This window comes from Rhodopseudomonas palustris, from assembly GCF_003226555.1.
Classification (GTDB): domain Bacteria; phylum Pseudomonadota; class Alphaproteobacteria; order Rhizobiales; family Xanthobacteraceae; genus Rhodopseudomonas; species Rhodopseudomonas palustris_I.
Genome location: NZ_QKQS01000010.1, coordinates 63,095 through 88,785, shown reverse-complemented (window position 1 = coordinate 88,785; position 25,691 = coordinate 63,095). Strand labels below are relative to the sequence as shown.

Below are 25,691 nucleotides of genomic sequence, written 5' to 3'. Positions count from 1 at the left end.
CGGTGAAGTCGGATCCACTCGCGGAGCCGGTGGGTTGGACTTTCGAGCGCCTGGATCGGCTCGGTCAACCACCATTGACGCCTCCTCCAAGAACTTCGACCTGAAGCGACATCGCTGAAGCGCGTAAGTGCTTCTTGTTTGTTGAAGCAGCGCCGTAGTGTGGCCGGCCGGAAGCGTGCCGACATGCTGCTGTGGCGAGCTGCGTCAGGTTCGGAAGCTCCTGCGGATGAGTGATAAGGAAGTTATCGGCCTATCGCGTCTGATCGCTTTGCGACAACAGACCGACCGGATGGCTCACAACATAGCGAATCAACACACGACCGGCTTTAAGAGCGTCAATCTCTCGTTCCGGGAATACCTGACGGACGCACGCGAAGCGGAGGACACGCCTCAACATCCGCTGCGTTCGCTTGTCGCGACGGTACCTTACGTGGACCACTCTTTGGGAGCGTTCCGAACCACCGGCAACGCATTCGATGTTGCAGTGGTCGGCGACGGGTTCTTTGTGGTCGAGACAACCGCTGGCGAGCGCTATACGCGCAACGGAGCTTTCACCCTCGACGCTGAGGGCCGCCTCGTAAATCAGTCCGGTGCGATCGTTCTGACGACTGCAGGACCCTTGCGGGTACCTCGTAACCAAGGACAGGTGACGATCGGGACCGACGGAACAGTGTCTGTCGATAGGGGGGCCATCGGACGGCTGCGTGTCGTGCGCTTCGACGATCGCTCGCAATTGAGAGCAGACGAGGCGGGCCTATTCGCCGCCCGCTCTTCACCGTCCGAATTGACCCCGGCGCAAATTCGCTTGGCAGTCGGTGTCCTGGAGAGTTCCAACGTGAACGCGCTTCGGGAAATGGGCAGTTTGATTTCCGCGGCCCGTGCTTACGACCAGGTCGCGAACAGTCTTATGAGCAACTCGGATCCCAACGAGCTCAGAAAGCTCGCCGGACAGGAGCGTTGAGGACATGAACTGGGACGGCGAATTCCGTCACCGGGCCCCCATTCGAAATGATTTCAGCGGGGACTGAAGGCAGGGGGGCGAGTGAAAACCACCAGTGTTGACTGCCATGCGGTCTTGCCGACGCGGGTCCAGTCCAGAGCGATCCACAAGCGACGTATAATGCAGAACTCGAGGTAGCTATGAACGATGCAACGAACCGTCCCCTTGTCGATAATCCGAAGTGCCGTCTTGTCTGGGAGATCTCCGCATTGGGCGTTTCAGTGATGCGATACGCAGACGCTGTCGGAAGGCGAATGGGCGTAACTGGATCGCAATGGCTGACTCTCAAGGCTGTTGGGTTCCTTGCCGAGGGTCGGGGGGCACCGGTTCGGGACGTGGCGGCGCTCCTCAACGTCAATGGCTCGTTCATCTCGGGCCAAGCAAAGTGTCTTCATGAGCGCGGACTTTTGCGCAGATCGCGTTCGCTAGACGATCGGAGAGTGATCCACCTTTCTCTCACAGAAGAGGGCGAGGCGCAGTTAGCACATACCGAGGCTGGGGGAAGGACGCTTGAGAAGCTATTGCGTGGTGATCTCGAAGACGATTCAATGCAGATGCTCACAAGGTCATTGAATGCAATGACCAAACGCGTAGGCCGCGCCGTCAGACTAGCAGACCCGGCGGACCGCGATGATCTTCGACCGAGGTCGCGATGACCTCCGAGCCATCGCCGATCATGGCAATTTAGAGGGAGAGGTGCTGGATTTCTGCCGAGATCGTCGAAGCCGGACGCATATCTTTTGAGCGGAGCCGCATCCCGAAAAACTCCTCCTCCACATCCTTCCGAGGATCAGCCCGCAAGATGCTCAATCAAGATGTTTGTGCCGATGCCGATGAGAACGAGGCCGGCGAGGATTTCGGCCACCTTTCCCAGTCGATAGCCGATCAGGCGACCTAGGAGCATTCCCCCCGAGGACATGACTAAGGTAGCCAGGCCGATCGCTGCCGCAATGACGAAGATATTGACGTCGAGAAAGGCGAGCGACACGCCGACCGCCATCGCATCGAGACTAGTGCCTATGGCGGTGATCAGCACGACAACGAAGGACGAATCGGTCGGAGCCGCTTCCTCCTTCTTCCAAATCGCCGCGTAAAGCATGTGCAGGCCGACGCCTCCGAGCAGCACGAAGGCGACCCAGTGGTCGACCTGCTGGATGAATTTGCTCGCAGCGACGCCGGCGGCCCAGCCGATCAGAGGGGTGATGGCCTCGACCACGCCGAACACGACCCCGGTTCTGAAGGCTTCGCCGAAACGCGGGCGACCGGCAGCCGCGCCGCGTCCGACCGAGACGGCGAAGGCGTCGACCGACATGCTGACGGCGAGCAGGGCAATGGTGATGGGAGACATCGAAGAAGCTTTCAACGGACGGATCCGGACGCTCTTCCCCGCCGTCCGCTCCGGCGAGTGGCGTCTCGGTCTTGTCGGGCCGTTGGACCGGCTGACCGCGCCATGCGCCTCGGCGCAAGTGTGTTGACGCGGCCCCGCGCGAAGCGGTGACTACTCCCCGATGCTCGGTTGTCTACGCATCCGCGGCGGCGAGTCAAGTTGATGCTACGGCATGCTTGCGTGCGGTCGTCATGGTTTCGTCAGGGTCGCCATGCGACGGTGGGTGGGCTGTAATGAGCGCCACCGGAGAATATATGCGTGGCCAAGCCGCGCTATACCTCACAGGTGGATTATCAGGCTGTCAATCAGCTGTGGAAGTGGTTGAGTTCCGTCGACGTAAACGGTGGTTGTTACAGTGTTGCGGGTCGACGACGGGGCGTGCTTCATGCTACGAACCACGGCCGCAGGGAGGTTCCGCGTTTGGTTGAACGTCGCAAGTCATGGAGCAGTGGATTTGTGGGGGCGCTCCGCGTTCTCGCGGTTCTGTTCGTGTCCGCGACCTATCTCTTTTCCGGAATTGCACACGCCTTCAATGATTTCGATGCCGATGAGTCCCAGGCGCGGATCGGGATCGAGATGCTCTCAGCGCTCTCCGACGCGATCAAGCACGTCAAGGACTCCCCAGGTGCGGGGCATCATTGCCACGGTTGCTTTTCTGCCTCGATTCCGGCGCAGCCGATGGCAGAATTGACTGCTGTAGAACTAGACGAGATCGTAGTTGGCTGGGACGCCAGCCCGTTGATCGGCCGCACCCGCGGGCTTGATCCGCCACCCCCCAAAAGCCTGATCTGACCAGTTCGCCGGGCGCTTTAGCGCCCCTTGCCTCGTTGTCGATCGGGTATTTTCTCCATGCTTGTCAAAGGCGCCACGCGTTTCGCGTGCGTGATGACGCTGTTGTTCAGCCCCGCGCTGACCACCGTGTCGTATTCGCAGACCCTCACGATGAAGTCGGCGCTGCAGCGTGCGCTCGCCGCCAGTCCCCGTTTGACCGCCGCCGAACGAGATGTCGGCATCGCGACTGGTCAGCGGATTCAGGCCGGTGCACTGATCAATCCAGAATTGTCCTACGAGCAGGACAATTCACTAGGGACAGGGCCCTATCGCGCGACGCGTTCGGCCGAGTCGACCTTACAGATCAGCCAGATGTTCGAGCTTTTCGGCAAACGAGACGCGCGAATAGCGGCAGGCCAGGCCGGCATCGAGGTCGCCGCGATCCAGCGCCGCGCTGTTCGGTTGGAAATTTTGTCCGAGACGGCGATTGCCTTCTTGAACGTGTTAGGCTTGCAGCAGCGTATCCGCATCCTCGATCAGCAGGTAGACGCCATCGACAAGCTGACACCGCTACTGCAGCGGCGAGTCGATGCCGGGGCATCCTCGCCGGCGGAAATTGGTCGAGCTGAAGTTGCTTCGGCGTTGGTGAAGGCGGACCTTGAACGGACGAAAGCCTCACTGTCCAGCGCCCGCCGAGACCTTGCCGTGCTTATGGGCGATACGGCACCCCGGTTTTCGGCGGTCTCGGGGCAACTCGATGCAACCGGGCGCCCCCCCTCGTTTCAAGCGGTAATACATGCCATCGATGCCAATCCGCAGTTGGTGCGGTGGACGGCGGTCTATGCACAGCGGAATGCCGAGTTGTTGCTGGCCCGTCTGAAGCCCTATCCGGATGTCCGCGTGAGCGCTGGTTGGCGTCACTACAACACAACGGGCGATGACGCCGTGCGACTCTCGGTCTCGGTACCGATTCCGATCTTCGATCAAAATCAAGGCAATATTCTCTCGGCCGAGCAAAGCTTGGCCAAAACTCGGGCGGAGCGCGAGGCAAATCGCAACACTCTGCTCATCGTAGCAGGGCGGGCCTACGACACTCTTCAAGGGTCGTTGCGCGAACTGAAGATCCTGCGCGAGAAGGGCATCCCGAAGGCACGGGAGGCTTCCACAGCCATCTCGGAAGGCTACGGCCAGGGGCGCTTCACGCTGCTTGAGCTGCTTGACGTTCAGACCAGCTTTGCCCAGGCGCAGCTTCGCGAGCAGGAGGCCTTGCAGAACTTCCACGTTGCCGTCGCCACCATCGAAGGCTTGGTCGGTAATCCGTTCGTACTGGCGCGAGGGAGCGCACGATGAAGAAATCAATAATTGTTCTCGCGGTCGTCGGCGCCGCCGCGATCGGAGGTGGAAGCTATTATCTTTCAACCGCCGGCAAATCCGGAGCTCCTGCCAAGCAGGCACAAGGTAGCGCTAAGGAGGAGTCGAAGGCGAAGGATCACGTTGAGCAAGACGAGCACGGGGGCGATCGGATCAAGATGAGCGACGTCAAACTCGCTGCGGTGCGCGCGTCTCTTGCCCAAGCTGCTCCCGCGGTCTTGAGCGACAGTCTAGCGTTGAATGGAGTAATCCGCGCCAACCAAGAGACGCTGGTTCAGGTTACGCCTCGATTTCCGGGCATCGTGCGCTCGATCAAGAAGCGCATCGGCGACGCCGCCGGCAAGGACGAGCCGATGGCCTTCATCGAGAGCAATCAGAGCTTGACGGCCTACGAGCTGAAGTCGCCGATCGGCGGTACGGTCATTGATCGCCAAATATCTCTCGGGGAATACGCCTCGGAGCAGAAGCCGGCCTTCGTGGTAGCGGACTTGTCAACGATCTGGGTCGATCTGTCGATCTATAGGCAGGACCTGAAGCGAGTTCGGATCGGCGACGAGGTGCTGATCGATCCGGACGACGGATCCGGCGAGATCAAAGGCAAGATCTCCTATCTGGCTCCCGTTGGATCCTCCGACACTCAAACCGCGCTTGCACGAGTCGTTCTTTCGAACCCCGACGGCCGATTGCGGCCAGGTTTGTTCGTCACCGCCCGTCTTGTTCTCGCCAAGCGGGAGGTTGCTGTAGCCGTTCAAGCCGGCGCGATTCAGACTCTCGAGAACAAAACCGTCGTTTTCGTCCGCGAGGAGGGGGACTTGCTCGAAGCCCGCCCAGTCCAGACCGGGGAGTCGGATGCCAAATTTGTAGAGATCAAGGCCGGACTTGCCGCGGGAGAACGATACGTGGCCGAGAACTCCTTCGTGGTGAAGGCGGAGATCGGCAAGGGGGAGGCCGAGCATGATTGATGGAATCCTGGCATTCGCAATCAAGCAACGCTGGCTCGTTTTGTTGGTGGCTCTCGGCCTCGTCGCCTTCGGGGGCTGGAATTTCACGCGCCTTCCGATCGATGCCGTGCCCGACATCACCAATGTGCAGGTTCAGATCAACACCCAGGCCCCCGGTTATTCGCCACTCGAGACTGAACAACGAATTACTTTCCCCATCGAAACAGCGATGGGTGGCCTTCCCAAGCTCGAATACACGCGATCATTGTCGCGATACGGTCTGAGCCAGGTTACCGTCGTGTTTCAGGAGGGGACTGACGTCTACTTCGCGCGACAACTCGTCAACGAACGCATTCAGCAGGTGAAGGATCAGCTCCCGAGCGGAATCGAAGTCGCCATGGGCCCAATTTCAACCGGCCTCGGTGAGATCTATATGTACTCGGTTGAGGCTAAGCAGGGCGCGAAGGGGCCGACCGGTAAGGAATATTCGCCGAGCGATCTACGTACCGTGCAAGATTGGATTATCAAGCCGCAGCTGCGCAACGTTCCGGGCGTCGTTGAGGTCAACAGCATCGGCGGCTACGAACGGCAATTCCACGTTCTACCGGATCCCGGCAAGCTGATGGCTTATCGGCTCGGGTTTCGCGATCTGATGACGGCGCTCGCCGCTAATAACGCGAATGTCGGCGCCGGATACATCGAAAGGAACGGCGAACAATATCTTGTCCGCACCCCCGGGCAGGTCGGCGATATCGCGGATATCGAGGGCATCGTGGTGGGGTCGCGGGGCGGCATTCCAGTCCGAATTAAAGACGTGGCCCAAGTTATTGAAGGCAAGGATCTTCGCACCGGTGCCGCGACGCTCAACGGCGAGGAGACTGTACTCGGAACCGCAATGCTACTGATCGGGGAAAACAGCCGCGCGGTCGCAACGCGCGTCGCCGAGAAGCTGAAGGAGATCGGCAAGTCCCTCCCAGAAGGCATCGTGGCGCGGACGGTCTACGATCGCACTCATCTCGTCGAAGCCACGATCAAGACCGTCGAGAAAAACCTTGTTGAGGGTGCGATCCTCGTCATCGCGGTGCTCTTTCTCATTCTAGGCAATATACGCGCCGCTATCATTACGGCCTGCGTAATCCCGCTGTCCATGGCCATGACCGTGACCGGCATGGTCGAAACCAAGGTATCGGCCAATCTGATGAGCCTCGGGGCAATTGACTTCGGTATCATCATCGACGGTGCCGTGATCATCGTTGAGAATTGCCTGAGGCTTCTGGCGGAGGCGCAGCACGAGAAGGGGCGTCTGCTGAATCTTAAGGAGCGGATGCAGACGATCCTGAGCGGATCGAGCGAGGTCATCAAGCCAAGCCTATTCGGAACGCTAATCATCGCTGTCGTCTACCTCCCCATCCTCACGTTGACTGGGGTCGAGGGCAAAATGTTCACGCCGATGGCCCTGACCGTGCTGATGGCCCTCGGTGCCGCTGCCGTTTTCTCACTGACCTTCGTCCCTGCCGCGGTGGCAGTTTTCGTCACCGGCAAGGTGTCGGAGAAGGAAAATATATTCATGCGCGCCGCCAAGCGCGTGTACCTCCCTATGTTGAACGTCGCGATCGCGTACCGCAAATCCATCGCGCTGGCGGCCCTGGCAATCGTACTGGTCAGCGGCTACGCCGCCACTCGGATGGGCGGCGAGTTCATTCCCAGCTTGGATGAGGGAGACGTCGCGCTCGCTGCGATACGAATACCTGGGACAAGCCTCACGCAATCCCTGGATCTTCAAAGGGCGCTAGAGGGCCGGATCAAGCAAATTCCGGAGGTCAAGGACTTCTTTGCCAGGACCGGAACGGCCGAGGTCGCCACCGACCCGATGGCGCCCTCCATGTCCGACGGCTACGTTATGTTGAAAGAACGCGAATCCTGGCCCGATCCTGGTCGAGCTAAGTCGGAGGTTGTCGATGAGATCGAAAAGGCGGCCGCCGACATCGCCGGCAGCAACTACGAGATTTCCCAGCCGATTCAGTTGCGGTTCAATGAGCTGATCTCGGGTGTCCGAAGCGATGTCGGCATCAAAATATTCGGTGACGACTTAGACATTCTGCTGGGCGCCGCGAATCAAGTTCAGGCGGCGATCCAGAGCATCCCTGGAGCCACTGATGTTAAGACCGAGCAAGTTGCCGGCTTACCGATCCTCACGGTCAAACTCGATCGCCAAGCACTGTCTCGTTATGGGCTCAGCCTCGGAGACGTTCAGGGCATTGTGGAGATCGCCGTCGGTGGCAAGAGCGTTGGTAAGCTGTTTGAAGGGGACCGACGATTCGATATCGTAGTCCGTCTGCCCGAACGGCTTCGCGGCAATCTTGATGCGATCCGCGCTATTCCGATTCCACTGCCGCCGGCCGATGAAGCTACGTCGGGCGTCCTCGTGAAGACTGCTCTCGGAACGCCGTCAACGCAAATGCGCTTCATCCCGCTGTCGTCGGTTGCTACAGTAGATGCTGCGCCCGGGCCGAACCAGATCAGTCGGGAGAACGGGAAGCGACGTATCGTCGTCACCGCCAACGTCCGCGAGCGCGACCTTGGCTCGTTTGTTGCCGAAGCGCAGACGGCAGTCGCCGAAAAGGTGAAGTTACCAGCCGGCTACTGGATCGGTTGGGGGGGGCAGTTCGAGCAGCTGGTTTCAGCGACAAATCGACTGATGATTGTAGTCCCCGTCGCTCTACTGCTGGTATTGTTGCTCTTGTTCATGAGTCTGGGAACGGTTGGCGACGCCTTGCTTGTATTCAGCGGCGTGCCGCTGGCCCTGACAGGGGGCATTCTGGCACTGCTTTTGCGCGGTATTCCGCTGTCGATCAGTGCAGGCGTGGGGTTCATTGCGTTGTCAGGGGTCGCGGTCCTCAACGGCCTCGTGATCATCGCGTTCATCCAGCGCCTTCGGGATCAAGGTCGGGTGATCGAAGAGGCTGTTCGTGAGGGCGCCGCGACGCGTCTGCGACCGGTGCTCATGACAGCTCTCGTCGCATCTCTCGGCTTCGTGCCAATGGCGATTGCGACGGGAGCGGGTGCAGAGGTGCAGCGTCCCCTCGCCACCGTGGTGATCGGAGGCATTGTTTCGTCGACTATCTTAACGTTGCTGGTGCTGCCGGCGCTTTACGTGCTGTTTAGACGAGAGACCGAAAGAGATGCGGAGGCAGATGCAGAAAGTCGGGAGCCGACCTCGTCTGCGCAAAGCCACCCGATGGGTGGGAGTGCCTCGTCATGACCGGCTCCATCGTCTCCCACCTTCATTTCAGCGGCGCGAAACTCTCGCTTTGGAAAAAGTTTCGACTGTTCTTCCTAGTCGGATTCGTGGTCGTTTTGCTCGGCGCCATCAAGACGACGGTTCACTATTACGGGTTGGAGTTCCTGGATTTAAATCGCCTGCTGACGAGCGGGATAGGGGGGGCGATTTTCATCATCGGCTTTCTGCTGTCGAGCATTCTGCAGGACTACAAAGAATCCGAAAAGATTCCTTCAGATCTTCGAATGTCGATGGAGGCGATCGAGGGCGACCTAGTCTGCTTCTCCGAAGACAACCAGGAGTTCGAGATGAACGAGGTGCGCGACATCCTCGTCAGCGTCATAGATGCTCTCCGTCGAGGTCTCGACCATGGTCGAGGACATGACGACATCCCGCCGGCGCTCGACCATCTGGCGAGGCTCACCCCGCTTCTCGGTCGGTTGGAGGGGATGGGCATGGCTGCGAATTTCGTCGTGCGGCTGAGATCCGCGCAGGACGCCATAAGGCGGGCGCTTCTTCGGATCTACACTATCCAGCGCGTGGAATTCGTGCCTTCGGTGCATGTCCTTGTGCAAACGCTGGTGGGTTCGATCGTCTTATTAATGCTTCTCCTAAAAACCGAGGGAGACCCCGCATCGGCGCTTCTCTTCGGCTTTATCACGTACATGTTCGTTTACGTTCTTTATCTTGTCAGGCTTTTAGAGCAGCCATTTGCGAAGGGCCATGGGTCTCTCGATGACGTCAGTTTCTTTCTGCTGGACGAACTTGAGGAACGTCTTCGCGACTCCATGATTCGGTCAGCGCATGCGACCAAGTCGAAGGGGGCCTGAGCATGCACGGAGGAGGTTCAATCGGAACTGCAGGCGCAAAGTATAAGCGCAGGCTTGCGGCCGCTTTGACATTAACCGCGACTTATATGGTCGCCGAAGTCGTTGGAGGTCTTGTCACTGGAAGTCTTGCGCTTCTTGCGGATGCCGCGCACATGCTTACCGACGTCGGCGGCTTGGCGTTGGCGTTGCTCGCCATTCGTTTTGCGGCCCGTGAGCCAACACCCCAGCGGACGTTTGGCTATATGCGGATGGAGGTACTCGCTGCACTGGCTAACGCTCTCGTCTTGTTGTTGCTTACGGTCTACATCCTGTACGAAGCGTACCAACGCTTTCTCTCACCGCCCGAAGTCTTGAGCGGCCCGATGCTTCTCGTCGCTATAGTCGGGCTCGCCGTCAACCTGATTAGCATGGCGTTGCTCGCGGGCGGGGCCGACGAGAGTCTGAATGTCAAAGGCGCCTATTTCGAGGTTCTCAGCGACATGCTGGGTTCTGTCGGCGTCATTGCGGCCGCGCTATTGATGATGTGGAAGGGCTGGGTGTTGGCGGATCCGCTCATCGGGGCCGGCATCGGGCTCTTCATTGTACCTCGCACATGGGTCCTCCTGAGCCAGGTCGTTCACATCCTAATGCAGGCTGCTCCGGCAGGTATGGATGTCGCCGCGATCGAGAACCGTTTGAGGACTGTCCCGGGCGTCGTCGATGTCCACGATCTCCACGTTTGGACGCTGACGTCCGGATTCGATGTCATGACCTGCCATCTTCTCGTGACGGACCTCGTTGAGGCGCGGGCCGCGATCCGCGCGGCACGCCGGATCGCGAAGGATGAATTCGGTATCGAGCACACAACAATCCAGATCGATGACCAGATACTTCGAGCAGAGGAGTCCGAACTGCATGTCTAGCGTCTCGATGTGTCTAGCGTCTCGAGGTGCGGTCGATTTCGACAAGCCGTGAGGGGCAAGTGCGGTTTTCGGCCGAAGGGGCAATTCCGACGGTCCGGCCCAGGGCCGATGCTGGAGGCGTGAGATGACGGTTGGCAACGAAGCGGCATTGAGCGAAAGCAGCGCGTCCAACTATCGAGCTTTCAAGATCGCGGGCATGGACTGTGCGGAGGAGGTCGCGATCCTGAAACAGGCGGTGGGACCGGTTGTTGGGGGGGAGGAACATTTGGCCTTCGATGTCCTCAACGGGCGTATGACCCTGGTGGGCATCGATCTTTCGGTTGCTGACGACGCAGTGGTCCGGGCCGTGTCCTCGACCGGTATGCAGGCCATTCCATGGCGGCCTGATCAGGGAGGTGATCGCACCGACCAGGTAAGACGGCATCAATCCTATTTTGCCGCTGCGAGCGGCGCATTCGTGACGATCGGCTTCGTCATTCACGCCTTCTCAGGCGGCGGTGTCGCCGACGCCGCCGCGCTATTCGCTGGCCATGGAGACGCCCCCGCTCCGAGAGCCGAGATCGCGGCTTATCTTGCGGCGATCCTTTTTGGGGGACGCTACGTAGTCGTCAAAGCGTGGTACTCTCTGCGCAATCTTCGCCCCGACATGAATCTTCTTATGACGGTAGCTGTCGTTGGAGCGGCGGCGATCGGTGAATGGTTCGAGGCCGCTACGGTTAGTTTCTTGTTTGCGCTCTCTCTCGCGATCGAGGGCTGGAGCATCGGGCGCGCCCGCAAAGCGATCGCCGCTCTGCTCGACCTCGCGCCGAAAACCGCGCGGCGTCTGGGAACGGACGGAGTGGAAGCGACGGTTTCCGTCGACGAGATCAGGCCGGGAGATCGGTTGGTCGTAATGTCTGGAGAACGCATTCCTCTGGACGGGCGTGTGATCGAGGGCAGTAGCGCCGTGAACCAGGCGCCAATCACGGGTGAAAGCGTTCCGGTAGAGAAGGCGCCGGGCGCGGATGTCTTCGCAGGTACGATAAACGGCGACGGGGCCCTCACGGTCGAAACCACTCGGGTTTTTGAGGACACCGTCCTGTCGCGCATCATTAAGATGGTGGATTCCGCGCATGCCAATCGCGCGCCCGCCGAGCAGTGGGTCGAGCGGTTCGCCCGCATCTACACGCCTATCGTGATGATCGTGGCGCTGCTCGTGTTCGTCGGACCGCCGCTGCTGCTGAACGGCGACTGGACGACCTGGCTGTACCGCGCCCTCGTACTTCTCGTGATCGCCTGTCCCTGCGCCTTGGTGGTATCCACGCCGGTGTCGATCGTCGCCGCGCTGGCTGCGGCAGCCCGCGCCGGGGTGCTGGTCAAGGGCGGGGCGTTCATCGAATTGCCGGCCCGCATCCGTGCGATCGCGATGGACAAGACAGGCACCATCACTCGCGCGCGGCCCGAAGTGGTGCAGGTCGTTCCTCTCAACGGTCATAGCGGCGCGGAACTGATTGCCAGGGCGGCGGCGTTGGAGTCGCGGTCGACGCATCCTCTGGCTCAGGCGATTCTCGGCTTCGCCCGGCAGAACGACATCGAAATCGAGCCGGCTTCCGACGTTCAGACCCTGAAAGGCAAGGGTCTGACCGGGGTCTATCGCGGCGAGTCGTTTTGGCTGGGGTCGAGCCGCTATGTGGCGGAGCGCGGGCAGGCGACCGAGGAGACCGTCAGGTGGAAGGCCGAGGCGATGGAAGCCGAAGGCAACACCGTCGTTGTGATCGGCAATGCGAAGCACATCTGCGGCCTGATCGCGGTGGCCGATGCGATCCGACCCGACGCTCGGGAGGCAATTCGCCTCCTGCACGAGGCCGGCGTCGCCAGCGTCGTGATGCTGACCGGCGACAATCGAGCCACCGCCGAAGCGATCGCCGCGAAGGCCGGGATTGATGAGGTGAGCGCCGAACTCTTGCCGGAAGACAAGGTAACGAAGATCGAGGATCTCGTCCGGCGATTCGGCCAAGTCGCGATGGTCGGCGACGGAGTCAACGACGCGCCAGCGCTGGCGCGGGCCAATCTGGGCATCGCGATGGGGGCGATCGGATCCGACGCTGCGATAGAGACGGCCGACGTGGCGCTGATGTCCGACGACATCTCCAGGCTGCCATGGCTGATCCGGCACTCCCGGCGCACGCTCGCGGTGATCCGCCAGAACATCGCGTTCTCGCTCGCCGTCAAGGCGCTGTTCTTCGTACTAACGTTCGCCGGTCTAGCCAATCTCTGGGGGGCGATCGCCGCCGACACCGGCGCGTCGCTGCTCGTGGTCGCCAACGCCTTGCGGCTGTTGAGGCAATGACGGCGCGATCCGGATCGGCCCGGCCGCGCGGTCTGCACTGAGGCGCGGCGCCGACCGCCGGCTGCTCGTGCGCGTTCACACCCCGGAGGCCGCGGGCCGGGCCGGGACCTGTTTCGGACCTGTCGCATCGAGGCGAAACCGCGGTGCCAAGTGTTGAGAAAAATCCCGATGGCGTCGGCTTGGATGTACACCCTCATTCCCGCCGCGGCGGCCGTGGTCGGCGCAAGCTTCGCAGCAGTGCGCCGCCCTGGGCCCGTCGCGGTCAGCGCGGTCCAGCACTTCGCTGCAGGCGTCGTCTTCGCCGCCGCGGCCGGCGAAATTCTGCCCGACCTCCTGCATCGCAATTCGCTGTGGATGACGCTGGTAGGCGGCGCCATCGGCGTCGCCGCCATGCTGGCCCTGAAGCTGCTCGAGCGTAAAACCACCGGCGCGTCCGGCTTGATCATCGTAACCGGCGTCGACGTCTTCATCGACGGGATGGTCCTCGGCATCGGGTTCCTGGCCGGGCAAAGCGCCGGGCTGCTGCTCACGATCGCCCTGACGATCGAGGTTCTGTTTCTCGGCCTCACCGTCAGCATGGCGTTCGCGGAAGACATCCAGTCACGGATCAAGCCGGTCCTGTGGACCGCGGCGCTGGTCGTGCTGCTGCCGCTCGGGGCGCTGCTGAGCATCCCGGCATCGATGCTGCCGCAGCCGATCATTACCGGCGTGTTCGCCTTCAGCCTGATTGCGCTGCTCTATCTCGTCACCGAGGAATTGCTGGTCGAAGCGCACGAGACGCCGGACCGACCGTGGGTGACCGCGATGTTCTTCGCTGGCTTCCTGCTGCTGCTTTTGCTCGAGGAAGCGATGAAATGAAGACCGTCAACGGCCGTTCGGCCCGCGAAGGTCGATAAGATGGCATGCTGAAAAATAAATACAGTGCCTCTGTACTATCGAGATCGAGATATTTCAGATCCAAATGCGTCAGGCCAAGTGATGCGCGTCTTCGTCCTAACGAGCAGGATTCCTGGGTGGTCTGATCGACGCGTCCCGGCGTCGTGCCCCTTTACTTCGAGACCCTAAACGGATGGAACAAAGCCCTCGCCGCCGCGATCCTCCGGACCTATGAGGGCGCCCGGCGTCAGCCTGGGGCGGTGGCTTCCATCATGGCGCTAGTGGGGTCAGAGCATCCCGATTCGCAGCGCGCCGTTAGGCGGCGGGCCCTGCAGGTTCAGGGTGACCTCCCTGAGGGGCCGACAGCCAGTCTCGACCTCCGCCGGCGTCTTCAAATGGATCGGAATCGCCGCGGTCGCGCGAGCCGCCGACGGCGACCGGCTTTTCCAGCAGCGCCGGGTCGTCTTTCTGCTCGACCGAGGCATAGAACGCATCTACGTCGACATGGGTGATCTTGCGATGAGGGGTCGGGGCGGCGGCCTCCGTCATAGCATCAGTTGGGTCCCTGCGCGTCCCCGTCCTTCTTTACGCCCTGAACCACGATCCGCAGGGCGCCGTCAGGCAGCGGGCGCTGCAGCCTCAGGGCCTCCTCCTGGGGGGCCGACAGCCAGGTCTCGACCTCGTCCGGCGTCGTCAGGACGACCGGCATCGCCTTCGGATGGATGGCGCCGACTTCGGCGTTCGGTTCGGTCGTCAGGAACGCATAGAGGTCGTTGGTCGTCTCGCCTTCCTTCACCTTCCGCACCGATGTCCAACTCGTCCAGATGCCGGCGAAGCAGGCGAGGGGGCGGCTCTCGTCGAGCGCGAACCAGATGTCGCCGCCCTCGGCCTTGTTGAACTCGCTGAACGAGTTGAACGGTACGATGCAGCGATGCTCCGGTCCCAGCCACCGGGTCCAATGCTTCGACTTCACGTTGCGGATATTCGTGGTCCCGCCGTCCGGCTCCATCCGCAGCACGTCGTCGAAATCGACGGTCTTGCCCTTGGCGCGCAACTTGTCGGCCCGCTTCTGCGCCGCGTCCAAGAGCGCTTTCGCCGACGACGGCATGCCCCATCGGGCGGTGACGAGTTCGCGGCCGCTCGCGCCGGTCCGGATGATTGGCGCCCTATAGTCGGGAAACACGCCGGGCCCTGGCGCGAGGTTGCCGACATGCTGATTGACGACCCGGAAGAGCGCGATGATGGCCGCCTGGTTGGTGGTGATCGAGTACAGGTTGCACATGGTCAGGTCTCCGGGCCGGCATGCCGGGCGCTCTGCGCGAGTTGGAGCAACGTGGCGGCCGGCCGCTTTCCCGCCTTCGCGCACTTGCTGCAGCGGAGGCGGCTGGCAAGGTCGTGAACGCACGTCGTCGACGGGTGGCGAAGTCCCGCCAGGTCGACCTCATTAGGTGTCCTGCACCGCGAGCACTCGATTTCGATCCAGCAATAGCCGCCGTTGACGGCTTGGTCGATGGTCGGCGATGGGGCGATCGGACCCCAGTCGGCCCACATGCGCTCGTTCCAGCTTTCGCACAGCAACCGGTCCGCCTGCTGGATGAGCGCCTCCCCCCTCGATCTCATCTCGGCCGATTGGGCGGCGAGGATCGTCGTCACAGCCCGGGCACGCCCGAGCTCCTTGTGAAGCGCCTTGCGGTCGCCGCCCGACAGGGGGGTCGGGTGATGTTTCGGCGCCATCGGAGCGCGTCAGCCGAACGCGGGCCAGCAGCCGTCTTCCTCATGGCGGCCGGTCCGCTGCGTGCAGGTTTTTTCTAGGAGACGCCGCCCGACCTCCTTCCAGGTGGCTTCAGGACCATACAGCCTGATGGCGTCGGCAGGCTGAATTTCGACCAATCGGCCGCAGCGCCGGCAGCCGACCTGGAGGAGGGGATGGGAGATTCGGCTCAGAACCGCCGCCCCCGCCGCGCCGTTAGGCAGCAGCCTACCCCGGTCGGCCTCGGCGGCTGTCAGGAGTGCCTGCCAGTATTCAGGCGGCAACGCGTCGGATGGACCAGACTCGGGTGTCGGAGCGGCCTGTGTGCCGACGGCAGCGGCCAGCTGGTCGATCTGTCTCGGTGTCGGCACGCGCCAGCTCGCGGGAGGGGGGGACGATGCAGAAAATCAGAACATACTAAGAACAAAAAGTCGACCCGCTTGCAGGTCGAAAACGTCCTGTTTCAGCAAATTCGGTGGAGACCCAAGCGGAAACGGCTCGCATGGATACACAATCGGCCGTAAACAACCAGTGGTTGGCCTAGCCATTGCTCGGAAGAGTTCAAAGGCCATTCCTCGGCAGTGCCGGCAGAACATGGATCCGTATTGATCTAGCAAGCCGAATAACAGGGGACGGAAGTAGCTCAAAGATGTTGTTTCTGCATGTTTCGGACATTCATTTCAAAGCACCTGAATGCCTAGATCCAGACACTGATCCTGATAAGGGAATCAGGACCCGTATGGAAAGGCACCTAGCCACCCAGGTATCGAAATTGGGGAAGGTGGACGCGATCCTGATTGGCGGCGACGTCGCCTTCGCAGGAGACCCGCGCGAATACGAAGAAGCTAGAAAATGGTTTGCCAAGCTCAGGATCCTGAGCGGCTGTGAAAGGGGGCCGATGCTAGTCGTGCCCGGCAATCATGACGTTGACAGAGCCTCGGTCAAAGCGGCCATGAGTACGAGGAATGTGCACAAAGCGATCGCCGAGGAAAAGGACGATTGGCGTGACAACACTCTTCGCGCTCAACTGGCCGACCCCCAAACCGCCGCCGCGTTACTTCATGGCCATGCCGCCTACAACGTTTTTGCGGCGCCGATGAATTGTCAGATCTACCCAGGCAGGATCGCGTGGAAACAGGACCTGGAACTGACGTCGGAGGTAAAGCTCAGGATCCATGGGCTGACGTCGACGCTGCTATCTGGTCGCGACGGCAAGGATGATTTGAGGCCGTCGCTCTACGTCAGCCCGCTGCAGACGGCTTTGGATCCCGTTCCAGACGTGGTCAACATGGTGATGTGCCACCATCCGACCGACTGGCTGATCGACGGGGACGAGGTGGAGAATGCTCTCGAAAGGAGGGCAACGTTCCAACTATTCGGCCACAAGCACAAACAGAAGGTCCATCGCGAGGCGGACTTTGTGCGATGGGGCGCCGGCGCGGTAAACCCATCGCGGAGCGAGAAGCAGTACGAACCGGGCTACAATCTAGTCCGGATTGATCTGATCGGGTCGGGAAGAGAAAGGCGGCTCTCGATCGAGACCCATCAGTTCACGTACCAGTCCAACCCCGAACGGTTCAGGCCGATTCTGACGTCTTCGGGTGACGACGTTTTTCGGCACACGATCCCCTTCGCGGAAGACATCGTGGCATCGACCGGCACCGTGGGGTCGCACGCTCCGCCGGATCCGCCGATCGACGCGAGTGCTGATCCGGAGGCCGCCATGGGCGCCGAAGTCAATCGGAATATCGTTGGCCGCTTCTGGGACCTTGCTTCGAGTGACCGCCGCACTATTGCGCTCGAGTTGGGACTGATCAGTAGGGAGGAAGTCGCCCTGCCGGAGCCTGAACGATACGGAAAGGCGCTGATCAGGGCGAAGGAACGCGATCTGCTCGACCGGCTGGCGGAGTTGATCTCCGAGAAGGAAGGGAAGTAATGGCTACGCAAGAGGTCCCCGTTATGGACCCGGATTTCACCCGTTGGTACCGCGAGGTTTCGCTGGAGGACAGCAAAGCTCAGGCGAGATGGATCGGCCTCAACAAGGCGATTGCATCGCCTAACCGGGCGCTAGTGGAGGTCCTGACGCGACTGGCGTTCGGCACCAAGGCTGCGGGTTACAAGGACCCTGAGCTCGCGGAGAAGCTCGCCGCTTTTCACGCCGCATTCGAAGCTGCCGACGAAGACTATGAGCCGGAGAAGCGCGAAAGCCAGGTGCTCGCTGCCTGTGCGCTCGTCCGTCTATTCGGTTCGTATTCGGTGGCGCCGCTGGCCGTCACGACGGCCTCGTTCAATGGCGATAGAAAGCTGTCCTTGCCGATGGATCTCGTCGGGCTGGCGGAGCAGGCGATCGTGGATTTGAGCACGGTCCGCCGCGTTCGGCCGGATGTCTCTCGGCTCAAGGTTGCAATTCAGAAATTTTCGTGGGAGCCGGATCTTACAAGCTTGAATCCGAACGACCCGCAGTCCTTCAAGCCGCTTTTCGCGGGCCTAGTGGATGGGGTAAACGCGTCGCTCAGAACGGCCACCACCGGACTCAACGCCTCCATCGACAAGATGAGCAGTTACATACGCGTAGTCGACGAAGAGTTGCAGATGCTTTGGTGGTTGCTTGGCGAGCGCAGCCTCGACCTCGATCTGCCATTCGACAAGGTCGAAAATCCCGTTCAACCAATAGTCTTCGCCAAGGAACTGGCCGGCCTCACGGTTGTCTGTCCGGGTCCCCTCGCCATCGCGGCTCTGCTCGCGCGTTCCGGCCTCAAGTCGCGCGGAAAGCTCTCCGTTGTCGCAGTCGCAAACGCAGTCCCCCTGGATTGGGCAACCGCCACGATGGACGAATTGCCCGCGTCGCCTGTTAGCACTCCTATCCACTTCGCTTTGGACAAGCGGGTCGAAGCCGGCGTATCCGACGCATGGGCTGCGAATTGGTCGGCGCTCTGTGGCCTCGGGGAAGACGTCAGCCTCTCGCCGCTCCGTCTCTCGGAGCTCTTCTACCGCGAACACCTTTTCCTGACGTATGAGTAGGCCGATGTCCGCGGCTGCGGCCGAGATGATCTGTTCGAACCCGGACTGCCGCGTTTCGGTAGACAAGAAGTGCGTTGAAGGATTGTCCTTCGACAAATGTCAGTTCTACGGCAAGCAACCGACGGCTCCACGCCCTGCGGAGGGCGCAGAGGCCGCAGCTCCGGCGACCGGCCTCGACCTTGACCCAGGCGTGACGTTGCATGCCGTCCAAGCTTCCGGTGTCCTTCGGAGCGCCCGATCGCGCGTGATCGGAATTATCGGCGCGTACGACTGCGGCAAGACCAGCCTTCTGGCGGGTCTCTACGATTTGTTCCAGGAAGGCCCGATCGGCGGAGTGACCTTCGCCGGATCGTCCACTCTCCACGGCTTCGAACAAATCTGTCACGATTCGCGCGTAGCGTCGAAGAGGGGCGTCGCGCACTCGCCCCGCACAAGCCGCGGCGAAGTCGCCTTCTACCATATGGACCTGCTGCAGGACGGGGAGACGGACGTCATCTCGCTGCTGCTCGCGGACCGGTCGGGCGAGGAATACGAAGAGGTCGCCGACGATATGTCCAACGGCCACTCGATGTTCGAGTTGCGGCGGGCCGATACCGTCACCGTATTGATCGACGGACGTCGGCTGTGCGATCCGAAAAGCCGCCACGACGTGATCAACTCCGTGGCTCCTATCGTCCAAGGACTTCAAGAGAGCGGAGCATTCGCACGCCGACCCCAGCTTGCAGTGGTGCTGACCAAGAACGACGCCGTCATCGGCTCGGACAAGGCGGCCGTCGCGACCGCCGACTTCGACCGGCTCGTTGAGACGATGGATCGGAGGTTCGGCGACAGGTTCAGCGCCGTGCGTAAGTTTGTTACGACGGCTTCTCCGACGGAAATGACGGTGAAGCGGGGCGACGGGTTGCAGGATCTGTTGTACTATTGGCTGAATGTGGTCTCGTCCGAACCGGCGCCGCCGCCGAGGGCAGACAGCGATCGCGTGTTCGCAGCATTGCGCCCGAGGGAAGAGTGATGGCTGCGATCGTCGAACCGAACGTGTCGATTGTCGGCCTGCCCGGATCGGGAAAGACTACCTTTCTAGCCGCGCTTTGGCATCTGATTCAGAGCGGAGAGATCGCTACGCGGCTGCGGTTCGGTTCGATGAGCAACGAGGATTACGCTTACCTAAACCAGATCGTGAAGCTTTGGCGCAGGGCGACCGAGCAAGGGCGCACGCAAATCGCTGGTATGAGATCGGTCGCCATGAATCTCGTCGACGGCGACGACCGTACAATCAGGGTTGCCTTCCCCGACGTCCCCGGCGAGGATTATCGGACGATGTGGGAGGAAAGGAAAGTCGACGAAGGATTGGCGGAGAATCTCAGCGCAAGCAACATAGTCCTTCTGATCAACGGGGACCGGATCAAGGCGCCCGCCTGGATAACCGAGCGGCTACATCTCGCCGGACTGGTCGAGAAAGGTCCCGCCGAAGAGCCGGCCGGCTGGGAACCGAAACTGGCTCCGACACAGGTCCAGTTGGTCGATCTGCTCCAGCACCTCATGCGACGGCCTCTGGATCGCGGGCCGCGAAGGCTCGCTGTTATGATCGGGGCGTGGGACCGGGTCGAGGGCGAAGGTCTTTCGCCGGTCGATTTTCAGGCGGCTAAGCTTCCCCTTCTCGACCAGTATTTGAAGAGTGGCCGCGACGAATGGATGTTCCGGACCTACGGATTGAGCGCCCAGGGCGGCGAGTTCGACGAGAACGACGAGAACAACGAGGCAGCCAAGACCAGATCTGACGCGACCCGGCTCCGCGAACTCGACAAACCGTCGACCAGGATACGTCTGCTCCAGGGCAGCGCGGAATCCCACGATCTCACGGAGCCCATTGAATGGTTGATGGGCGACCGGTGAGCGGTTTCGAGATCCAGCAGACCCTGCACGGATACGGCGAAGGGCATCGGCTTCTCGCCGGATCCGTATCGTTGCCGCCGCGCGACATGCGGACGATGCTCATCCTTAGCGACTCCTCAGGAGGCGGCGCCAAGCTGCCCATCGACGGATACCTGACAGGTTATCCGCTCGCCGAGTCCGCAAAGTACGTGCTGGCGCGCACTTGGCCGGCTCCTGAAATGAAGAGGCCGGGCTGCGTCTGGACGCACTCTCTCGTTATCGACTTCGCCGATGTCACGTCGCTTTCATCGGCTTCGACCGTTCTCCGCCTGTTCGTACGGCCCGATCCTGCAACGCGTGAGTCATACGAACGGCCACTGAGGGTAGCCGGCCTAACACCTCCGGATTCAGGAAGGCTCAACACGGATGTCGCCGATGGATTGCTCGGCGCCCTCTACGGAAGTCCCGGTAGCAAGATCGTGGGAGGGTTGGACGCCGGGCTCAACGAGGACATGGTGCTCCGAGTGTGGATGCAGCAATGGCCGCGACTTCGACGCAGCTTCCGCTTTTGCACCTTCACCGCATCCGACCGTTCAACGCAGTCCGATTCTTTCGATCTGCAGTTAGTGCCAAACGCATCTTCAATACCGCGGCTGAGGGGCGCCAATCTCGTGACACCGGGCGAGACAACACGTGCGCCGGAGTTGGATCCGCTGGTCAAGGACCTTCTCCATCCCGACGTCGAAGGGCTGCGACAATTTCTTAGGGAATGCGGAGTGGAGGTGTCCGAGGGACGCGGCGCCATGCGGCCGCTTTGCACGGTGTTTGCGTTCGTCCGCGGTCGAGCGACCGATGCGGGTGCAGCTCTCACCGCACTTGACGTCCTAGATCGTTCGCGCGCGGTGACTGCTCGACGCAGTGTCGTCGGACGTGTCGCGCAGGAAATCGAGACCGCAGACAAGGCGGGCTTCCTGATGGTCGTTGACGAAGTGAGATCGGAACTTGAATTAGACGATTTGCTCGCGGCGAGAGTTGGTGCTGAGCTCTGGCGGCGCGAACCCGCTTCGTTCGTCGCCGCGCTGGCCGAGTCCGATTCCTTGTCCCGAGCGACCAGCGCGGCGTTGATGCGGATTGATGCGAGCGAATTGATGCGAGGCATCGCACTCCATCCGGAAACCGCGCCAGCGATCGCGAAGCGGCGTGAAGATCTTCTCACTGCGGAAGGATTTTGGACAATACCCGGTATCGACGTTGCACGGACGATCGGCTCTTGTGGCGATAGGTCGGAGAACCTCATTGCGAGTCTGATTTCGTCATCCGTGTCGGTGTTACCTTCTACGGTGGAGCAATTCGAGGGACGAAAGATCATCCGCGCGCTCGAGCAAGTCGGTAGTTTTTCCGGGCGCAACCGTGCGGAGCCGTGGCTTCAGATGCTGCAAAAACACACGCAGGATCTCGTTGACGCCCTGAGGTCCCGCGAGCTCAAATTCGCGCCTGCGATTTCCCAACTGGCGCATTCGGTCGATCCCGGCGACGTCTACTGTGACGATCGCGGTGATCCTTGGTACGATGCTCTTTCGGGGATGAAGGGTGAATTGACTGCGGAAGAGGACATCCAACTGGCTGCCTTTCTGCTTGCGCGAGCCCTCGGACGGCAATCGAGCGATCCAGCCGCGCTGATGCGGCTTTCTTTACGGAAGGTACATAGTGCCTTAGCCGTCGGCGAAATGCCTTCCGCCGGATGGCGCATGCTGCGCAACGAGTTGCCTTTGGTGATGCCTTGGCAAGAGTGGGACCGTTGTGGGCGCGTCCGAAGCGCGGTTGGCGCGAAGTTTGTGGACCGAAATCTAAACGTCGTGGACTTCGTGGATCTTGTCGAAGACCCCGAGTTGTGGCGGCAAGTCGCAGCAGACACATTGCATGTCTGGGGTGGCTGGAAATACCTGAAGCAGGTCCAGCGGCGTTTAGAGGCTGAAGGCACTTCGGACGCCGGTGGTCGCAAATCTTTGGCTCTTCGGAGCATTCTGTAAAGCTCCAACGCAGCCGGTACGAGTTACTTCTTTCAGGTGAACGTCGAGCGCGTTGACCACTGCGAACGACCGACGATTTCTGAGCCGGCTGCGTCATTGACACCGGCTTTGCCGATGGTGACCCCTACGCCGCGGCTGCGGAGATCGCGTCTCGCCAGGTACGATCACGGTGCCCTCCCTAACGCGATCTATGGCGTCGTCCGCGCGATTGAGATCGAGATCTCCGAGATCCAGATGCGGAAGGCCCGCGATGAGGGTTGTCGTCCTCCAAGAGCGGGAAGCCTGGGTCATCAGGTCGACGCGTAGAGCCATCGATCCCTCTACCTCGAGGCCCAGGGCGTCTGGAACCGGGTCGTCGCGCTGCGATCTTCAGGACCTACGCCGCGCGACGGCAGATGTCGTGAATCCCGAAGTGCGCGCGCGAAGGCGCCATCTTGGACGTCGTCCCGCTCGCCGGCGCGATGATCGCCCATAACCAACACCGGCAGCTGCGCTGACCTGCAGGCCGCCGCATAGCGTACCAATTTGCCATCATTGGATTGAATGATCCGGCAGCTTCCGCCGGCCAACGGTCGCTTGGCCGAGCGACCACGGCACCGTGCGGCCTGGGTGCTGGGGCGCCATGGCCGTCGTCATGCTGTCGCCGGCGAGGAGCGATGGGCGTCGGCATGGCTTCGCCAAGTCGATTTCGATAGGTGATGGGCCTTGGATACTGCGACTCTATCGCACGCTATCTCACGCTCACTTACACTGCGATAGCTCAGGGCGCCCTGGGAAGTGCGTCACCACGTGACGCGTCACATGGTGACACGTAGTTTTAGATACGCCCCCCGTTACATACCCCCTTTTGTAACGCCTAAAGTCAGATTGGAAACGCCTAAATTCAGGATGGAACCGGCTCGCGATTAGTGAAGACCAGTTAGGAGCCCGCGCACACTCCCGGTTTTTTGCCAACCTTCACGAGGCGGAACCGGTAGATCGTGTCGAGTCGACAACAATCGCGGCTTCCGAGCGACCGAGCGCCGCGGCGACCTCGGTACGACTGAGGCGCTGTTCTGCGTAGAGAGCGGCAAAGGCCGCATCGGCGCTCCCGTCGAATGCATGTCCGTTAGTTGCTGCTGGCATTGGCGATCTCCCGCTGTTTTGCTCGCTTCCGAGCGAGCATTCTCGGGACCTTCGAAAGCGCAAGGTCGCGCTCCGTCAGCCGGTCACACTCACGCGCGACTAGGTCTGAGAGTTATTCGACGAGATCTCGGCGGGCCACAGTCCGCGAGCCACAGGTGCAGTGTCGATCTCGAGAGATACCCAGGCCGCGCTCTAGATCACGCTTAGTACCGGCCACAGAGGGCTTCCCCGACGGTCTTCAACGTCGTCGACTGCCGGGCGATCCATGGGTATTTGGAGACGAATGTCATGCGTTCGAGAACTGGATACACAGTGTCCGGTGTCAATCTCGTTAACGAAATTAATCTTTGCCACTTGCAGCCAGCCGGAGTTGGATGGCGCCATCGTCAACCAGAGGACGTCGCCTATGCGTATTCTGTCAGCTATCGCCGCCGCGTTGCGCGCCGTGTTCTCGGCCGGACGCGCCGCCATCGTCTTACCGTTTCGCTTGCTGGGGTCCATCGGCGGAGGCGGCTACACGCTGCCGCCGGAAGATGAAGAAGACGAGCCCGTCGTCGCCCCGGCCGTGCCGCCGGTGCCGGTGTTGGATTTGCAGGAGCACTGGCGCGACCAGGCGATCGTCCTGCAGTCATGGTGCGCGGATGCGGTCGCGATGGGAAGGCCGATGCCGATCCCGCCGCGGCTCCCCAGGGCCGTCCAGGAGTGGGCGCCTGGGCTCTCACCGGACGAGTGCCGCGCCATCTACCGGTCGTCAGAGGCCGTAGTAAGCGCGCATGTGCAGGGACTTTTCGACATCCCGGGCGTGAGGAAGGTCGCCCCGCTTCTGCCTGCACGCTGGCCGATAGACGTCGCCGCCGCGAACGACGATGACGTCGAGCCCGAGGTCACCGTCGAGACTCTGCTCGCGCGATAGCCAGGTCGCGCTGCAGGCGGGCATGCGCACGGCGGAGGCCCTCGGCTTCCGCCGTTGCCGTTTCCGCACGCTCATGATCGCGGGCGCGCAAGGCCTCTGACAAATCCAGGGCGTCGACAAGCTGCCGGCGATGCCACCGTGCCCACGCCCGCTCCGCATACGCGCGCTGCGCGATCCGGTAGCGCATGATGCCGTCGACCAGCGCGCCGGCGATCGTCAGCGAGCCGACCGCGGCGCCGAGGCCAAAGCTCGTGGTGTCGAAAGAAGTGTAGGGGCCGCCGACACGCATGTCTTGTCTCCTTGTCTGTTGAAATCGTACGCGTAAAGTACTATTGTTGTTGATACAATAGGAGTCGGAGATCGTGATCGTGTTAACCGTCTCGATTGCATTTTAGCGATCTGCCGGATTTCGGATCGCCAGCCGGGAAGACCATGCGCATCGCAGTCATCAGCGACCTCCACCTGGACTTCGCGCCACTCCTGGCGACGTCGATCGACGCTGACGTGCTCGTCGTAGCCGGCGACGTTGCCTTGCTGACACGCGGGCTACCATGGGTCGCCGAGGTGTACGGTCATCAGGTCGGCAGGATCATCTACGTTCCCGGCAACCACGAATTCTACAGGGGCGGACCGAAATCCGGCGAGGCCAACACGCACTACGAAGAGCAGATGTCGCGCGGCCGCGAGCTCGCGACGTCGCTCGGCATCGACCTCCTGCAGAACGACGTCATCGAGATAGACGGCGTTAGGTTCGTCGGCGGAACCATGTGGTCGGATTGGAGCCTGCTTCCGGACGGGTGGTCGCGACGGATGGCGATGATGATGTCGCAGAAGGGCTGGGTCGACCGCAGCTACGTTAGCGAGCGTCAGTTTCACAACGACTTCCGGGAGATTCTCTACGGCGGCCGGACGAGCCGGGACCGGCTGACGCCTTCTCAGATGATCGCGCTACACGCCGAGGCGTTCTCATTCTTCCAGCGGACGCTGGCTGAGCCGTTCGCCGGCGAGACGGTCTGCATCACGCATACCGCGCCAGCGACGTCGGTACGTGAGCGCGGCGCGCACTCATGGCTCTATGGCTCCACCGACATCGAGTCCTTGATGCATGGCCCGACAGCGCCAGCGCTCTGGGTCCACGGTCACGTTCACGAGTCGTGGGACTACGCGATCGGCGAGACTCGGGTCATCTGCAATCCGCGCGGATATCTCGGGGAGAACCTCGCGTTCGATCCTACGCTGACCGTCGACGTTCGCGTTGGCCTGCTACCGAGGATCCGCTGATGGTCATCCGCC

The 25,691-nt window shown here is 61.4% G+C and carries 21 protein-coding genes, 1 pseudogene and 1 riboswitch; of the genes and pseudogenes, 17 read left to right on the top strand and 5 right to left on the bottom strand.

The window, feature by feature from the left end; translation table 11 throughout:
* Positions 1–226: 226 nt before the first annotated feature.
* Both DNX69_RS06625 and DNX69_RS26890 read left to right on the top strand, forming a co-directional pair.
* Positions 227–961, top strand: a complete 735-nt coding sequence (locus tag DNX69_RS06625) for a flagellar hook-basal body protein (RefSeq protein WP_110785226.1) — start codon at positions 227–229, stop codon at positions 959–961.
* 179 nt (positions 962–1,140) lie between these two features.
* Complete coding sequence (locus DNX69_RS26890; RefSeq protein ID WP_110785225.1) at positions 1,141–1,656, top strand: MarR family winged helix-turn-helix transcriptional regulator; 516 nt, start codon at positions 1,141–1,143, stop codon at positions 1,654–1,656.
* Positions 1,657–1,790: 134 nt separating this feature from the next.
* On the opposite strand, the gene DNX69_RS06615 is transcribed toward DNX69_RS26890, so the two are convergent.
* Positions 1,791–2,348 carry a manganese efflux pump MntP family protein gene (locus tag DNX69_RS06615; protein ID WP_110785224.1) on the bottom strand — a complete coding sequence of 186 codons (558 nt, stop codon included), beginning with the start codon at positions 2,346–2,348 and terminating at the stop codon, positions 1,791–1,793.
* A gap of 76 nt (positions 2,349–2,424) precedes the next feature.
* Positions 2,425–2,519, bottom strand: a riboswitch (yybP-ykoY riboswitch).
* 126 nt (positions 2,520–2,645) lie between these two features.
* Between DNX69_RS06615 and DNX69_RS26045 the strand changes: the two genes are divergently transcribed.
* The 8 genes from DNX69_RS26045 to DNX69_RS06575 all read left to right on the top strand — a co-directional run bounded on the left by DNX69_RS26045 (position 2,646) and on the right by DNX69_RS06575 (position 13,669).
* Entirely contained in the window at positions 2,646–3,179 is a 534-nt protein-coding gene (locus DNX69_RS26045; protein ID WP_133255978.1) for a hypothetical protein, read from the top strand.
* A gap of 57 nt (positions 3,180–3,236) precedes the next feature.
* Positions 3,237–4,508: a divalent metal ion exporter subunit IhpA gene (ihpA, locus tag DNX69_RS06605; protein WP_110785222.1), complete on the top strand. Its 1,272-nt coding sequence runs from the start codon at positions 3,237–3,239 to the stop codon at positions 4,506–4,508.
* Complete coding sequence (gene ihpB / locus DNX69_RS06600) at positions 4,505–5,491, top strand: divalent metal ion exporter adaptor subunit IhpB (RefSeq protein ID WP_110785221.1); 987 nt, start codon at positions 4,505–4,507, stop codon at positions 5,489–5,491. The genes ihpA and ihpB overlap by 4 nt, the downstream gene beginning before the upstream one ends.
* Complete coding sequence (locus DNX69_RS06595; RefSeq protein WP_110785220.1) at positions 5,484–8,732, top strand: efflux RND transporter permease subunit; 3,249 nt, start codon at positions 5,484–5,486, stop codon at positions 8,730–8,732. Before ihpB ends, DNX69_RS06595 begins: the two co-directional genes overlap by 8 nt.
* Complete coding sequence (locus DNX69_RS06590) at positions 8,729–9,580, top strand: hypothetical protein (protein ID WP_110785219.1); 852 nt, start codon at positions 8,729–8,731, stop codon at positions 9,578–9,580. The genes DNX69_RS06595 and DNX69_RS06590 overlap by 4 nt, the downstream gene beginning before the upstream one ends.
* 2 nt (positions 9,581–9,582) lie before the next feature.
* Entirely contained in the window at positions 9,583–10,482 is a 900-nt protein-coding gene (locus tag DNX69_RS06585) for a cation diffusion facilitator family transporter (protein ID WP_110785218.1), read from the top strand.
* 124 nt (positions 10,483–10,606) lie between these two features.
* Positions 10,607–12,811: a heavy metal translocating P-type ATPase gene (locus DNX69_RS06580; RefSeq protein ID WP_165825199.1), complete on the top strand. Its 2,205-nt coding sequence runs from the start codon at positions 10,607–10,609 to the stop codon at positions 12,809–12,811.
* Between the two features lie 168 nt (positions 12,812–12,979).
* Positions 12,980–13,669, top strand: coding sequence for a ZIP family metal transporter (locus DNX69_RS06575; protein WP_110785217.1), 690 nt, complete (start codon positions 12,980–12,982; stop codon positions 13,667–13,669).
* Positions 13,670–14,095: 426 nt separating this feature from the next.
* Here DNX69_RS06575 and DNX69_RS26575 read toward each other — a convergent pair.
* The 3 genes and pseudogenes from DNX69_RS26575 to DNX69_RS06560 all read right to left on the bottom strand — a co-directional run.
* Positions 14,096–14,236, bottom strand: a pseudogene (locus DNX69_RS26575) (DNA polymerase IV); the annotation flags it as partial.
* 4 nt (positions 14,237–14,240) lie between these two features.
* Entirely contained in the window at positions 14,241–14,969 is a 729-nt protein-coding gene (locus DNX69_RS06565; protein ID WP_110785215.1) for an SOS response-associated peptidase, read from the bottom strand.
* A 2-nt stretch (positions 14,970–14,971) separates the two neighbouring features.
* A complete protein-coding gene (locus DNX69_RS06560) occupies positions 14,972–15,421 on the bottom strand; it encodes a hypothetical protein (RefSeq protein WP_110785214.1) in 450 nt (149 codons plus the stop codon).
* A 665-nt stretch (positions 15,422–16,086) separates the two neighbouring features.
* Here DNX69_RS06560 and DNX69_RS06550 point away from each other — a divergent pair.
* From DNX69_RS06550 to DNX69_RS06520, 6 genes are all read left to right on the top strand, one after another.
* Entirely contained in the window at positions 16,087–17,373 is a 1,287-nt protein-coding gene (locus DNX69_RS06550; protein ID WP_110785212.1) for a metallophosphoesterase, read from the top strand.
* Complete coding sequence (locus DNX69_RS06545; protein ID WP_110785211.1) at positions 17,373–18,458, top strand: GTPase-associated system all-helical protein GASH; 1,086 nt, start codon at positions 17,373–17,375, stop codon at positions 18,456–18,458. The genes DNX69_RS06550 and DNX69_RS06545 overlap by 1 nt, the downstream gene beginning before the upstream one ends.
* Before the next feature lie 4 nt (positions 18,459–18,462).
* Positions 18,463–19,470: a TRAFAC clade GTPase domain-containing protein gene (locus DNX69_RS06540; RefSeq protein WP_110785210.1), complete on the top strand. Its 1,008-nt coding sequence runs from the start codon at positions 18,463–18,465 to the stop codon at positions 19,468–19,470.
* Positions 19,470–20,351 carry a TRAFAC clade GTPase domain-containing protein gene (locus tag DNX69_RS06535; RefSeq protein ID WP_207803120.1) on the top strand — a complete coding sequence of 294 codons (882 nt, stop codon included), beginning with the start codon at positions 19,470–19,472 and terminating at the stop codon, positions 20,349–20,351. Before DNX69_RS06540 ends, DNX69_RS06535 begins: the two co-directional genes overlap by 1 nt.
* Positions 20,330–22,360, top strand: coding sequence for a hypothetical protein (locus tag DNX69_RS06530; RefSeq protein WP_133255976.1), 2,031 nt, complete (start codon positions 20,330–20,332; stop codon positions 22,358–22,360). The genes DNX69_RS06535 and DNX69_RS06530 overlap by 22 nt, the downstream gene beginning before the upstream one ends.
* A 1,531-nt stretch (positions 22,361–23,891) precedes the next feature.
* Positions 23,892–24,398 carry a hypothetical protein gene (locus DNX69_RS06520; protein WP_110785233.1) on the top strand — a complete coding sequence of 169 codons (507 nt, stop codon included), beginning with the start codon at positions 23,892–23,894 and terminating at the stop codon, positions 24,396–24,398.
* Here the strand turns inward: DNX69_RS06520 and DNX69_RS06515 are convergent.
* A complete protein-coding gene (locus DNX69_RS06515; protein WP_110785207.1) occupies positions 24,370–24,687 on the bottom strand; it encodes a hypothetical protein in 318 nt (105 codons plus the stop codon). The two genes, DNX69_RS06520 and DNX69_RS06515, sit on opposite strands and share 29 nt — an antisense overlap.
* A 143-nt stretch (positions 24,688–24,830) precedes the next feature.
* Between DNX69_RS06515 and DNX69_RS06510 the strand changes: the two genes are divergently transcribed.
* Complete coding sequence (locus tag DNX69_RS06510; RefSeq protein ID WP_110785206.1) at positions 24,831–25,679, top strand: metallophosphoesterase; 849 nt, start codon at positions 24,831–24,833, stop codon at positions 25,677–25,679.
* The last annotated feature ends 12 nt before the right edge of the window (positions 25,680–25,691 follow it).